Genomic DNA, 14,791 nt, shown 5'->3' with positions numbered 1-14,791 from the left:
ACCTACGCTTTTGATTTCAACTTAATCCCCGTGGTAGTTTGTTCAATCAACTGTTGTTTCAATAAATGACCTAAAGCTCGTTTGAAACTACTCTTACTAATCCCAAAATATTGTTTAATATCCTGTGGAGCACTCTTATCATTGTAAGGTAAAGATTGACTAGATTGATGTTTTAAAACAGCTAAAATCATTGCCGCATCATCACCAATTTCTTCATATGCCCGCGGTTTTAAAGACAAATTAAGGTGATCAAAACTACTACCAATAACTCGCGCATGAACAACTTGACCTAATCGTGGCTCAACTTCGCGTTCACTAGGATGAATAAAACCTAAATAATAATCATTAGTTAAAACAAAACTACCACTCATTTTTAAACGATAAACTGTGGCTTGAACATTTTTATTCTGTAAATTTTGATTAGCTTTTCGACTTAATTGTTGAAAAACATTAGCATCAGCTAATCGACCCCACATTCGATTTTTACGATCTACTTTAACACTCACTAATAGTCGATCACCCTTTTGTGGCCATAATTTTTTTAATTCTGGTAAATCATCTAACGAAACTACTAAATCCTTATCCGGCAAACCAATATCAACAAAAACTCCCAAATCAGTCCGTACATCAACAACTGTTCCCCAGCCATAACGTCCGACGCCAACCCAAGGAATTTTGGGTGTCAAAATTAACTTATGTGCTTTATTTTCGTATAAATAACCTTGCAAATTTTTTTCATTAGAATCTACCAATTCTAACGGCGTCTGAAAGGTTTGACCAGCAATTGAAACAAAAACTGCCGTCTGATTTTTATCAATAATTTTTCCTGTTTGTATAGTTCCTAATAATTCTTGTAATTCCAAATCAACACCTCATTTATTTAATAAAGCCCAAAAAGTTTTGCTATCAAGAATAGTTAACCAATGATGACGTTTTTTATAAAGTAAAAAACTTAAATAACCTTACTTAATGCCGATATTCGCTAATATCGTCAAAATACAATAAGCCATTCCTGAGGCAATAATAGGGCCTGCGGCCATGCCCTTAAAAATAACTACGCCAACAATTGTCCCAAAAATCAAAGCCACTGTCATTTCTGGTGTGGCAGACAATAGATGCACACCCTTAGCTGACAAAACAGCTACTAAAATACCACAAATAACAGCCACATAACCTGCTGGTGATTTAAAGGCATTCAATAAATCAGAAAAGCCCACTTGACCTGTAGCAATAGGGACTAAGATGACCACTGAAATAATTGTAATTCCCCAATTCATTCCACGATTTTGAATAGTAGTTAACAAATGACTTGTATTAGGAATAGCTTTCAAAATTAAGATCACAATCGTTGCAATTAATAATGAATTATTCTTACTCAAAAATGATATTAATAAAATAATTAATAAAAAAAGCCAACTTTCCATCTAGTTTACTCCTCAACATTCAACATCTTACCATATAATTAACTTTCTTGCTCAAATCACTAGCACAAAAAAAGTAGGAACATTGTCCTACTTTTTATCTACTTGAATGAAATTTTATTAAAGTGAGTTGGAAGCACCACGATAAACATTACCACGACGAGAATCAACGGTAATAACTTCATCATCTTTAATCAATTTAGTAGCATCTTGAGCACCAACAATTACTGGAATACTTAAAGCAATTCCTACAACGGCAGCATTAGAAGTTAAACCACCATTTTCAACAACTAAAGCACTAGCTTTTTCAATTGCTGGGAAATAATCTTTATCAGTATTTTCAACAACTAAAATATCTTGATCACTCATCTTGTCAATTGCTTCTTGAGCACTGTGAGCAACCGTTACTTTACCAATAACAGTTTCATCACCAACGCCTTGACCCTTAACTAAGTTAGAACCAATCAATTGGATCTTCATCAAGTTAGTTGTACCACTTTCACCAACTGGTACTCCAGCAACGATTAAGATTAAATCGCCTTCTTTAGCAAAACCTAATTCTTGAGCCTTTTGAGTTGCTAAATCGAACATTTCATCAGTATTTTCAGGACGATCAGTAACTACCGGATAAACACCCCAGTTAACAGTTAAACCACGTTGAATTTTTTCATCAAAGGTAATAGCCAAAATATCAGCACTAGGACGATATTTAGAAATCATCCGTGCAGTATAACCGGAATTAGTTGCTGTTACAATGGTCTTAATTCCTAATTCTTGAGCTGTCCGCACAACTGATTCACCAATTGATTCAGTCGCATTAGAACCCTTGTATTCTTCAAAACGTTGTAAAGCCAAAGTATTAGAACCATCTAATTGTTCCTGAGTCCGAACATCAATCCGACTCATAGCAGCAACAGCTTGCACTGGATAATCACCGTTAGCACTTTCACCGGATAACATTGTCGCATCAGTTCCATCTAAAACGGCATTGGCAACGTCAGTTACTTCTGCTCGTGTTGGACGAGGATTTTCTTGCATGGAATCTAACATTTGTGTAGCAGTAATAACTGGTTTACCCAAAGCATTGCATTTCTTGATCAAATTCTTTTGAACAAATGGAACATTTTCAAATGGAATTTCAACCCCCATGTCACCACGAGCCACCATCAAACCATCAGAAACTTTTAAAATTTCATCAATGTTATCAATACCTTCTTGAGATTCAATCTTAGGGAAGATTTGAACTTGTTCTTGATGCTTAGCTTCTAATAATTCACGAATATCCAAAACATCTTGCGCTTTACGAACAAAACTAGCAGAGATGTAATTAATTTCATGATCTAAACCAAAATTGATATCATCAGTATCTTTTTCTGTAATACCTGGTAAACGAATTTCAACACCAGGGGCATTGACACCCTTTTTAGAACCAATTAAACCATCATTTTGCACAACGGTAATCAACTCTTTGTTAGCTTCATCTTTATCGGTGATTTTTAAATCAACTAAACCATCATCGATTAAAACATGACCACCAACATGAGTATCATCATATAAGCCAGGATAAGTAACCGCAATTTTTTCTGGATTACCTTTAAAATTAGGATCCATTGACACTCGAATAGTATCACCAGTATGAGCCTCAAACTTACCGCCCTCTTGTTCGGTAGTCCGAATCTCAGCACCCTTAGTATCTAACATAATACCAACAACTTTACCGGTTAACTTTTCGGCTTCACGAACCATATTCATCCGTGATAAATGTTCTTCATGGTCACCATGAGAAAAGTTAAAACGAAAAACATTGGCACCTGCTTCAATTAATTTAGAAATAGTTTCTACATCATTACTTGCAGGTCCTAAAGTACTAACAATTTTGGTTCTTTTCATCAATGTCTCTCCTTAAAAATAAATAAATTGAACACACCTAAATAGGATACCAGAAAACATCACTTAGCTAAAGACTTGTTTATCTCATATAAGCTTAAATCTGGATGATGCTTTTCGTCAAACAAATCGGTCATTGGATGATAAGTCAACTGATTGTTCTCTGTACCAATTGCAATGCCACCCTTACCTTGAGCCAATAAATCAACCGCATAAGCACCCATTTTACTAGCTAAAACACGATCCCGCGCGGTCGGTGAACCGCCACGTTGTACATGTCCTAAAACAGTACCCCGCGCGTCAAAATCACCATACTGTTTCAATTGCTCCATAAATTCATCAGCATGCATTACCCCTTCAGCTAAAACAATGATTGTATGTTTTTTACCGCGAGCTCGTAAACTTTGAATATTCTGAGCAATTTGAGCAATATCAAATTCTTTTTCAGGAACAATAATTTCATCAGCACCACCAGCAACACCTGCCCATAAGGCAATATCACCAGCGCCACGTCCCATTACTTCAATCACAAATGTCCGTTCATGACTGGCCGCCGTATCCCGAATTTTGTCAATTGATTCCACAACAGTATTAACAGCTGTATCAAAACCAATCGTAAAATCAGTGTATGGTATATCATTATCAATTGTGCCAGGCAAACCAATTGCGTTGTAACCATGTTCCGTCAAACGTAACGCTCCATGATAAGAACCGTCACCACCAATGACAACCAAGGCATCAATTCCGAATTTTTTAAGCTGTTCAATACCCTTTAATTGACCCTCAACTTGAGCAAATTCTGGATAACGAGCAGAATATAACTTAGTTCCGCCACGATTAATAATATCGCCCACGTCAGAACGTTCCATCTTAAAGATATCGCCAGCAACCAATCCGGCATAGCCATAATTAATGCCGTACACTTCAAACCCTAATGACATCGCCCTACGGGCAACTGCACGAATAGCAGCATTCATCCCAGGAGCATCTCCACCACTAGTCATGACACCTATTTTTTTCATCATTACACCTCACAGTTAATGAAACTACATACAAAATATACCATTATTTCCCCAAAAAAACAGTATCACTTTCCAGAAAAAGTTTATTATTGATAACTAACATTATTCATTCCAAAGGCTTGAATCAGCGATTTATAGCTTTCTTGGTCATAATTAATCCAATAAGTTTTTTTTAACAAAAGTTTTTCTCCATTTTCAGAAAAGCAAGCAATTACTGGAGTCAATCCCGAATATTTTTTGGCTAAAGCCATCAATTTCCTAATATTAGCATCATTTTTTTTCTGAAAATTAATAAATAACTGGTGTTGCGGAACTTTAGCCAGCAAAGATTGAGCTAAGATCATCTTTTCTACGATCATTTCCGGTTCTTGGCGTTGGTCTAAAATTCCTTTTAAATTAATCAAATAAACTTGATTAGGAACTAATTTTATTTTCTGAAAAGTTTTAGGAAAAACTGTTAACCGTAAGGTTCCAAATTGATCACTACCGGTAATAAAAGCCATTTGCTGACCTTTTTTTGTTCGAATAATTTTAATTTTTTGCAAAAATAATAAAATTAAAGCACGTTGAGGAAAATTAATTTGTTGACTAGAAACAATCGGATAAAACAATTTCAGCTTTTGAAATTTATCTACCGGATGGCCAGAAACATAACTACCCAGATATTGTTGTTCTTGATCAAGCTTTTCTAAATTACTATAGTCCGTAACTTTTCTATTTTTAGGCTTTAAAACATCAAACAAAGAAATGCTCTCTTTGGCTAAATATAAACTCTCTAATAAATCCGGCAATTGATCTGCCATTTGTCGCCGATTACTTTGAAGTTGATCAAAACAACCACTTAGAATTAATGGTAGAATAATCTCAACTTTTTTAAACCGTTCATCAATTCGCTTCAAAAAGTCTAATAAACTAGTATAAGAGCCCCTTTTTCGCTCTTGCAAAATATTTTGTATAAAATCCCGCCGCACATTTTTGATAAACAAAAAACCGAATCTTAAAGCTTGTTTTTCAATAATGAAATTAGCCTGACTTAAATTGATATCGGGCAGCAATAATTTAATTTTTTGTTGCTTAACATCTTGCAAATAAGTTACATATTTAACGTCATTATTCAAATTAGCATTCAATAAGGCTGCAAAAAAAGCTTGCGGATAGTGCGCTTTTAGATAAGCTAAATTATAAGCTAAACGACTATAAGCCACTGCGTGAGCTTTATTAAAACCGTAGTTAGCAAATTTTTCAATATATTCAAAAACCTGCTGTGCATTAGCCAACTGATGTCCCCGATTAACCGCCTGCTGTAAAAATTCTTGGCGTTGCTGCTCCATAATCTGGGGATCTTTCTTAGCAATTGCCCGTCGTAATAAATCCGCCTGTGCCAAGGAAAAGCCTGCCATCTCAGCTACTACTTGTAGGACTTGTTCTTGATAAACCAAGATGCCATAAGTTGGTTGTAAAATTTTCTTCAGCGAATCATCAGGATAACTAATTGGTTCTTGATGATGTTTGCGGGCTACAAAATGTTTAATATTTTGCATTGGCCCTGGACGATAAAGTGCATTAACTGCTACAATATCCGCAAAACCATGAGGTTGCACTTGTTTTAAAACTGAACGAATCCCTGCTGATTCAAATTGAAAGACCCCGTCAGTTGCCCCAGATGCAAACAACAAAATTGTTTGGGGATCATCTAATGGTATTTGAGTAGGATCAATTTTAACAGCTGTTGATTTTTCAATTAAACTTAAAGTTTGCGCTAATATATTAAGATTACGTAAGCCCAAAAAATCAATTTTTAATAGTCCCAAAGCTTCAACATTATCCTTAGTTTGTTGAGTCAACCAAGCTCCTTCGCTGCCACCATCTTGTAAAGCAACTATTTGAGTCAGTGGTTTTTCACTTAGGACAATTCCCGCTGCATGTGTTGAAAAATGACGTGGTAAACCTTCAATTTGCTGAGCAGTCTGAAAAATCAATTGATGCCGTTTTGATTGTTGAACTAAAGTTCTTAAAGTAGCTGATTGCTGATAAGCTTCAGCTAATTTAATGCCTAATTGATGAGGAATAGCATTAGACCATCGTTTGAGTTCTACTTGACTCAAGCCTAGTACTCGTCCCACATCCCGGATGGCCTGTTTGGCAGCAAAAGTCCCGAAAGTGATAATTTGTGCCATATGTTCTTGACCATACTTTTGTTGCATATACTGAACCAGTTCATCGCGGCGATTATCGGGAATATCCAAATCAATATCTGGCATATCAACCCGCTCTGGATTCAAAAAACGTTCAAATAAAAGATCATATTTTAAAGGATCAATTTGCGTGATTTGTAAAGCAAAGCTCACTAATGAACCTGCAGCAGAACCACGCCCTGGTCCAGTCAATATGTTTAATTGATGGGCTTGTTGTACAACATCACGAACAATCAAGAAATAATCTGCGTACCCCATTTGATTAATGACTGTTAATTCATATTGCAAACGCTGCTGATACTGATCAGGAACCTTTTGTTGACCGAATTTTTTTTGCAAACCCGCTTGTGCTAATTGCTGTAAATACTGTTGAGCTGACAACTGATTAGGAGTAGGAAAATGTGGCAACTGTGTCCTTTGAAAATTTAATTCCACTTGACAAGTTTGTGCTAAACTTTGCGTCGCTTGCAGAGCCTCTTTTAATCCCAATTGCTCGCATTGCTCAACTAAACTCGTTGCTGACCGCAGTGAATGATCAGTTACGACTCTTGTATCAGTCAATCGATCACCAGTAGCAACATGCTGCAAGACTTCTTGACTAAAAGCATCTTGTGAATTTAAATATTGAACATCGTCTAAAATAACACAAGGAAGGTGCTGTAATTGTCCTAAACGTTGACGTAATTTAATTTGCTCACTGGTAAAATTACGTAAATCTAATCCTAAATAAAGGTCATGAGGCTTAATTTGTTTTAAAATTTGTAAATAAGCAGGTGCTTTTTGCTGTGACAACAAAGTCTCCAATTCACTTTTAGCTTGAGGAATAATCAAAATTAAATCTGTTAGTAAAGTGGAATTTTTAGCGATATCAAAAGTTGGTTGGGTTTGAATCAATGTCGATAATTTTAATAATTGATGATAACCAGTCATATTTTTAGCCAAAACAATTAATTGATAACTATTCTGATGATCTAGTAAACCAGTACTTAATAAAGTCATCCCCAAAATGGGCTGCAATTGATTTTTCTTCGCCAATCGATAAAAATCAACTAAACCATAAGTCACATTAACATCAGTTAAAGCTAAAGACTGATAACCATTTTTTTTAGCCTGTTGCACTAATTGAGGTAGTCGAATTGTACTTTGCAGTAAAGAGTAACTACTTAAAACTTGTAGTTGTGTTGTCATAAGGGTTCTCACCCCTTTCAAGGTTAGGAATATTTGTTGGTTCAAGTTTTCTAATCGTCAGATTTTTGCTAACTGCTTAATTAACTAATCACTTCAATCCTAAATCATTAGTTAGTTGAAAGTACTGTTCACCAATCTTCTATACTACACAATATAAAATTATTTTTCCTTCTCAATTCTATCTTATCTTTTAAAAAGTTTCAGCGCATTTAAACTCAATTTTGTGGTAAAATCCATGTATGGAAGTGAGATGACCCAGATGAAATATTTAACAAGTTTATTTTGGATTTTGATTTACGGGCAAATCTTGGGTTACATGGGATCGGCTTTGACCAGTCACCAATATAGCCCAATGATTGCTTTTATTGTTTCAATTATTTTCACTGTTCTCTTTTGGATTTTAACAGCTAGTTTGAATCCTTCAAGTGGCAAACCCAAAAAAGATTAATATTTTACAATATTAATCTTAATTAAGAGATAGATTTTTGAATTTTAGCAAGGACTAATTTCCAAAATTAATTTGGGATTAGTCCTTTTAGTTTGCTTCTCAAAACAGTGAATCACAAGCTAGTAAATAGACAGCTTTTACTAAACCTCTCAAAATGTCACTTTAATTTCTTGTTAAATAAAAATAGATCTGACTTTTTGAAACTGCCACTTGTAAAACTCTCTGTTTAGAATGAATTGCCTTAAAAGTAGTTTGTTGATTACGAGTATGTTTGAGATCATGTTGCAACTTTTGCAGCACTTGCTGCGCATCAGCACCAGCTAAGTTGCACATTAAAGCTAAAGTTTGCACCATTGATTTTAAAGCGGCTTTGTTTTTCAAAGCCTGAATGGGAAACATTAAAGTAATTCCCATCAATTGCTGATTTTGAACATTGACTCGAATTGTTTGCTGAGAATTACTTATTAAATCAGTCACAGTATCTTTACTAGTCGGCGGTAAAATATTTTTTTGCATTACGGCATTATACTTTTGCGCAAATTGAAAATAAGTACTTAACGGCTTAGTAGCAACAATCTGTACTCGTTTTTGCAAAGTCGATTGTGCTAGTTTACTACGAATATTTAACTGTTGTTTTTGATTAGAACTAGCAACATTAATAATAAAATTTCCTTGTTGATTAGAAACTTTTCGCCAGTTAGAGCTGGAATTAAGTCGATAACTTACTTGGGCGCCCTTAGGCACTTGACCTTTAATCGTTGCCTGCATGACATTAGCGCGATAAGTTGTTTTATTAGTAGTTAAATAATTTTTATTTGAACAAGCTGTTGTTAACAATAGTACTGGTAGCAACATTAACCAAAACCATTTTTTCATAATTTGATCACCCAGATAAAATTTAAGACAGACTAAATAATTTAATCTGCCCTTAAATGATAGTAATTAATTTTCTTGATTACCAGCTACTACTTTTTTACCTTTGTAATAACCTTTAGGTGAAACATGATGATTCATCCGATACTCACCAGTTGTTGGATCAAATTGAATATTTGGTTGACTCAATTTGATATGACCACGACGTTGACGCTTCTTTTGTTTCGAAGTTTTTCTTGCTGGAACTGCCATATTTAATAACTCTCCTTTATAAACTTGCTTCTACAAATATATTCAAAATCTAAATAACATTCGTAATTACTTATCCATGTTACTATCATTTTAGATTGAGGGCAAGCCTTTTTATTGATTTTTCCTCTGTTTCAATCAAAGTTATTTTTTATTGCCCAACTTTTGGGTTAACAAATCCCCTAAGTTTGGTGCCAGTTGATAAGCCAAATAACCTAATTGCATAATTTTAGGACGATTTAACTCACGTACAGGATGACCAATACAAACAATTATATCTTGAGCTAATTTTTGCGGATCTAATTTAATCCAGCCAACCGATTTCAAATATTCACCAGTATGATCAGCAATTTTAAAAAAGTCCGTAGCAACTGGTCCAGGATTAACTGTCGTGACCTGGATATTAAATGGTCGTAATTCTAAACGCAAACTATCCGAAAATGCAATTACCGCTGCCTTAGTGGCTGAATAAACTGCTGATTTAGGTGTCGGCATTTTACCACCCATAGATCCTAAATTAATAATTTGACCTAATCTTTGTTCCATCATTTTGCCAGCCACATAACGTGTCATTAGCATAGTTCCCAAAACATTTACGCGCAACATTTTATTCCATAACGAATGCTGTGTGGAACTAAATTGTTCAAAGTCACCAAAACCAGCAGCATTAATCAAAACTTCGACCCGGTGATGTTGAGAAAAAATTTGTTTCATTGTCTGCTCAACATGTTTTGCCACACTGACGTCCAAGCTATAAGCATCGACAAAACCACTAGTTAATGCTTGGCATTGGCGCTGAACTTGCTTTAATTTTTCTGGATTACGTGCAATTAAAATTAAATTAGCATTTTTATGAGCCAATTGCCAAGCTAACTGCCGCCCAATTCCTGAAGAAGCTCCAGTTATTAAAACTGTTTGACTTTGCAAATGCTGTAAGGCAGAAATCCGCATTACTTACACCTCCTGATGATTAAACTTGATTTCAAACTGATCAAAATCTTTCACAACATAAGAATTAGGAAAAATTTGTCGGGCATCATTCAGCAATTCATAGAATTTGTTACCGACATAGCGTGCAGAAATATGATTCAATAACAATTGTTGGACGTGAGCTGCCTTAGCGATTTGTGCCGCTTGAGCACTAGTTGAATGAAAATGTTGCCGAGCTAATTTTTGTTCATGACCGGCCAACGTACTTTCATGAACTAATACATTAGCATTTTTGGCTAATTTGATACTAGCTTGACTATAACGCGTATCGCCAATAATTGTTACAATTCGTCCTGGTTGACTGGGGCCAACAAAATCTGCACCATCTAGTTTAGTTCCATCAGCCAATTCAACTAGCTCACCTCGTTTTAATTGTCCCAAAATAGGACCATTAGGCAAGTGATATGATTGCAATTTTTCTACTAATAATTCTCCAGGGTGTGGCTTTTCCTCAATTCGATAGCCATAACACAAAACCCGATGATCCAATTTTTGACAAGTAACTTTAAACGTCTCATCTTCAAAGACCAGCCCCGCATCTTTGAGTTCATGATAATTAATCTGATAACTCAAATGACTGTCAGACAAACGTAAACAAGTTTTGACATATTCTTTAACCCCTTGGGGACCATAAAGATCGAGCGGTTTTTGACCTCCTTGAAAAGAGCGTGAAGATAATAAACCAGGTAATCCAAAAATATGATCACCATGTAAATGAGTTATAAAAATCTTACTAATTTTCCGTGGGCGAATGGTGGTCGACAAAATTTGTTGTTGCGTACCTTCACCAACATCGAATAACCAAATTTCATTGCGCTCATTTAACAATTTTAATGCTAAGCTAGATAAATTACGTCCCTTGGAAGGTACACCCGCACCAGTTCCTAAAAATTCTAATTCCATATTTTACTCTTCCACTGTCTTTTAATATTTAGTACGCTTTAAAATTTCTTTTGCAATCAATAAACTATAATGTTCAGAACCTTGATCATTAGTATGCACTTGATCGTCGAAAAACCATTGTGGATGTTTCTGACTATACTTATACCAATCAATGATATTCAAATTAGAATAATGTTTAGCAGAAGTCACTAAAACATTATTAACTGGCTTTTCCCACGATCTGGTAGGCACATGAACATTAATCCAAAAAACTGTTCGTTTAGAACCAACGATTTGCATCACTTGCCGAACTTGTTGCTCACTGACTGCCCCATTAGTTCCCATACCAATTAAAATTGTTTGCGGTAAAACTTGTTCTGACTTATATTGCTGCAACAAATCTATCGCCACACCAATTCCCCGACTAACATCAGCATTAATGACCATCTTCGGAAAAATCTGACGCAAACCGCTAGAACCATCAACCATCACTGAATCACCAATTGCTAGAGCTGATAAATCTTGCGCTCGTTGTAAATCAAATTGTTTGATCCCTAACTGTTGATAACGGTGATTTACCGGATGATTTTTTGCAGCTTGTTGCCATTGCTGAACTTGTTGTTGATTATGCTTAATTATCGGTCTTTTTTTCAAGGCTTTTAAAGCTTGTTGATTATGTTGTTTATTAATCTGATGATTTTTCTTAATTTTATTGGCTAACTGACTGTGATTGACATCAGCACTAGCATGACCATTAGCTTGACTCAACCCCCAACTCCCAGTCACAACAATTGTTAAAATCAAGACTGTTCCTAGAATTTTAATTATAAAGTTGTTTTTATGCCAAAATTGTTGCCAATTAAAATTAGCTACTGGTCGTTCAACTAAATAATAAGAAATCAAGCTAACTATGACAATAAGTAGTACTTCAATAATTGGATATAAAAAACGATGATCAGCTACATTAGTGAACTTAGATTCAAAGAAAATCATTACTGGAAATTGATAAAGATAAAGTCCAAAGCTCAGCTTACCAATCCAAGCAAACAATGGATTAGTCAACAAACGATTCCAGACCGCGGCTGGATTAGCGACAATGGCAACTAAAATCATCGTTAACACTGAAAATATAAACATGCCACCGCGATAATTGAAAGAACTTGTGGCTTTCATTTTAAAAATAAAGCCCAACATAATTAGTAAACACAGACCACCACTAATATTCAAAATATTACGATCAAATTTGCGAACATCAGGCCGCAGACGATTACTAGGCCAAACAAAAGCCAACAAACATCCCAATAAAATGGAAAACATTCTAGTATCACTACCATAATAAATCCGACTAGGATCAACTTGTGGTTGATACAATAGCGCCATTAGAACCGCTGACAAAAAAGTTACTATTAACGTAATTAAAACTACTTTTTTTGTTGAAAATAATTTTAATAAGCCCAATAAAATGATAGGCCATAAAAAATAAAACTGACCTTGGATTGATAAAGTCCACATATGCGTAAACGGCGATTCATTGTTAGCAAAACGTTCAAAGTAAGATTGCCCATGTGAAATTTGCCAAAAATTATAGACATTCAATACGTTAGTTATAAAAATAGCTCGTAAATTTTTTAATAAATTACGTTGAAATAAAGCAATATATGCACTAGTACTGAATAACATCAATAATAATCCCGGATACAGGCGCCGAATTCTTTTACCGTAATATCTCTTTAAAGCAAAAGATCCTCGATCGCGCAACGAACGTAAAATCTGATCAGTTATCAAATAACCAGACAATACTAAAAAAATGGGTACTCCTAAGTAACCTCCTGAGAAAATCTCAGGATTTAAATGATACAAAATAACACCGACAACGCCTAATGTTCTTAAGCCGTCAAACCCTGTAATATAACGTCTAGTTTGCTTAATTTGTTCCACTAACCCTAACACACTCCAACTAACCTGTTGATTTTAAAATAACTTAACTTATAGTAACAACTTATCCCATCGTTAATTTAAAATTGCCGCTTAAATAACTTGCTTTTTTCACATAAATTAAGATAAAGCTGTGACAAGAATCGAATAAAAGCTGAGTATAAACTAGCTTAATTTTTGAAGCTGGTTTTTTAAACCTAAAAAATTAAGCGTAGTTAGACGCAAACTTTGTTTTCTTGGAACGCACTTCAAAAACACTGTAACGCACAAGTCAGTGTTCATTCCATTCTACCAAGACCATTAATCTTATATCCTCAGCCTTGAAAACAAAAATTTTCTAATTTATGAACTTCTTTACCAGAATTAACGCAAACTAATAAATTAAGATGAACTTTATTATTTAAAATTTCATCTACATTACATAAATTCAAATTCAAAGTCGTCAATAACTACCGTATCGCCCACATGAATTCCAGCTTTCGTTAAAGCTTCATCAACACCCATTTTTTTCAATTTACGAGCAAAGCGCATAATTCCATCTTGATAATTCAAATTACTACGCTGTAATAATGAGCTGACCGCTGAATTTTGAACAGTAAAAGTATGTTCATCAAGTTGCTCAACCTGAATCTCTTTTTTAGCATCTGGTTGATATTGATAAACTTTCTTCTCCACAGACTCATCGGTAACACTAGGAGTTAGATCTGGCGCAGTTGCCAAAGTTTGCGCTGTTTGTTGCAATAATTGTTCCACGCCCGCATGCGTAACACTGGAAATTTCAAAAACCTGTTGTAAATTCAAAGCTCGTTTAAATTCTTGTAAGCGTTCTTTAGCTCCGGGTAAATCCAATTTAGTTGCCACAATTAATTGTGGTCGCTTGAGTAGTTGTGGATCATATTGTTCTAATTCATGATTAATTTGTTGATAATCATCAACCGGATTCCGCCCATTATTGGGATCCATATCAATTAGATGCAAAAGTACTCGTGTTCGTTCGACATGTCGCAAAAATTGAAAACCTAAACCGACTCCTTGAGCTGCTCCGGTAATTAAACCAGGTAAATCAGCTAACACAAAATCTTGACCGTCAGCCAAACGGACCATCCCCAAATTAGGTTTTAAGGTCGTAAATTGGTAAGCCGCAATTTTAGGCTTAGCTTTAGTTGCAACGGACAATAATGTTGATTTGCCCACTGAAGGAAAACCAACCAAGCCCACATCAGCCAATAATTTCAACTCTAACTGAATTACTCTTTGCTCACCAGGTGTGCCGTTTTCAGCAATTTCTGGTGCCGTATTGCGTGAAGTTGCAAAATGAATATTTCCACGGCCACCATGCCCACCATGCGCTACAATCAATTCTTGTTGATCGTCAATTAAATCACCTAAGATTTCACCAGTTTGTTCATCACTAACCGTAGTCCCTGGTGGAACACTAATATAAACGTCCTGTGCATTAGCACCATGCATTGCTTTAGTCATGCCATTACCACCAGCTGGTGCTTTAAATTGATGTTGATAGCGAAAGTCCATTAAGGTTCTCAGACCCGTATCAACTTTTAAAATAATGTCACCGCCATTACCACCATCTCCACCATAAGGGCCACCTTTATCCACATATTTTTCATGACGAAAGGCAACCGAACCATCACCGCCAGCACCAGCTTTAACTGTTACTTTAACTTTATCTATAAACATGAA

12 protein-coding genes are annotated in these 14,791 nt (G+C 35.3%); 1 reads left to right on the top strand and 11 read right to left on the bottom strand.

All coding sequences use genetic code 11. The annotated features are described in order from the left end of the window. Positions 1-2: 2 nt before the first annotated feature. The 5 genes from AC3B7A_RS08405 to AC3B7A_RS08385 all read right to left on the bottom strand — a co-directional run bounded on the left by AC3B7A_RS08405 (position 3) and on the right by AC3B7A_RS08385 (position 7,713). Entirely contained in the window at positions 3-863 is an 861-nt protein-coding gene (locus AC3B7A_RS08405) for a DNA-binding protein (RefSeq protein ID WP_489755651.1), read from the bottom strand. 99 nt (positions 864-962) lie between these two features. Next, entirely contained in the window at positions 963-1,424 is a 462-nt protein-coding gene (locus AC3B7A_RS08400) for a DUF441 domain-containing protein (protein WP_489755650.1), read from the bottom strand. A gap of 117 nt (positions 1,425-1,541) precedes the next feature. Continuing rightward, positions 1,542-3,311 (bottom strand): pyruvate kinase, encoded by a 1,770-nt coding sequence (gene pyk, locus AC3B7A_RS08395; protein WP_489755649.1) that lies wholly within the window; start codon positions 3,309-3,311, stop codon positions 1,542-1,544. A gap of 59 nt (positions 3,312-3,370) precedes the next feature. After that, positions 3,371-4,330, bottom strand: coding sequence for a 6-phosphofructokinase (gene pfkA, locus AC3B7A_RS08390; RefSeq protein WP_489755648.1), 960 nt, complete (start codon positions 4,328-4,330; stop codon positions 3,371-3,373). An 86-nt stretch (positions 4,331-4,416) separates the two neighbouring features. Then, positions 4,417-7,713, bottom strand: a complete 3,297-nt coding sequence (locus tag AC3B7A_RS08385) for a DNA polymerase III subunit alpha (RefSeq protein ID WP_489755647.1) — start codon at positions 7,711-7,713, stop codon at positions 4,417-4,419. A 259-nt stretch (positions 7,714-7,972) separates the two neighbouring features. Here AC3B7A_RS08385 and AC3B7A_RS08380 point away from each other — a divergent pair, with 259 nt between their 5' ends. Then, positions 7,973-8,161, top strand: a complete 189-nt coding sequence (locus AC3B7A_RS08380; RefSeq protein ID WP_489755646.1) for a YjzD family protein — start codon at positions 7,973-7,975, stop codon at positions 8,159-8,161. 162 nt (positions 8,162-8,323) lie between these two features. On the opposite strand, the gene AC3B7A_RS08375 is transcribed toward AC3B7A_RS08380, so the two are convergent. The 6 genes from AC3B7A_RS08375 to obgE form a co-directional block, all read right to left on the bottom strand. Next, positions 8,324-9,037, bottom strand: coding sequence for a hypothetical protein (locus AC3B7A_RS08375; RefSeq protein WP_489755645.1), 714 nt, complete (start codon positions 9,035-9,037; stop codon positions 8,324-8,326). Between the two features lie 66 nt (positions 9,038-9,103). After that, positions 9,104-9,286, bottom strand: coding sequence for a 50S ribosomal protein L32 (rpmF, locus tag AC3B7A_RS08370; RefSeq protein ID WP_489755644.1), 183 nt, complete (start codon positions 9,284-9,286; stop codon positions 9,104-9,106). A gap of 141 nt (positions 9,287-9,427) precedes the next feature. Next, on the bottom strand, positions 9,428-10,234 hold the full coding sequence (locus tag AC3B7A_RS08365; RefSeq protein ID WP_489755643.1) for an SDR family NAD(P)-dependent oxidoreductase: 807 nt from the start codon (positions 10,232-10,234) through the stop codon (positions 9,428-9,430). A 3-nt stretch (positions 10,235-10,237) separates the two neighbouring features. Next, positions 10,238-11,176, bottom strand: a complete 939-nt coding sequence (rnz, locus tag AC3B7A_RS08360; RefSeq protein ID WP_489755642.1) for a ribonuclease Z — start codon at positions 11,174-11,176, stop codon at positions 10,238-10,240. 21 nt (positions 11,177-11,197) lie between these two features. After that, positions 11,198-13,093, bottom strand: a complete 1,896-nt coding sequence (locus tag AC3B7A_RS08355) for an acyltransferase family protein (protein WP_489755641.1) — start codon at positions 13,091-13,093, stop codon at positions 11,198-11,200. 414 nt (positions 13,094-13,507) lie between these two features. Continuing rightward, the gene (gene obgE, locus AC3B7A_RS08350; RefSeq protein WP_489755640.1) at positions 13,508-14,788 is read right to left on the bottom strand and encodes a GTPase ObgE; all 1,281 of its coding nucleotides are present in this window, start codon (positions 14,786-14,788) and stop codon (positions 13,508-13,510) included. Positions 14,789-14,791 lie beyond the last annotated feature (3 nt).

The organism is Bombilactobacillus sp. ESL1202 (genome assembly GCF_058107125.1).
Note: the sequence above shows the minus strand (reverse complement) of the source record. Positions and strands in the feature narration are given on the sequence as shown.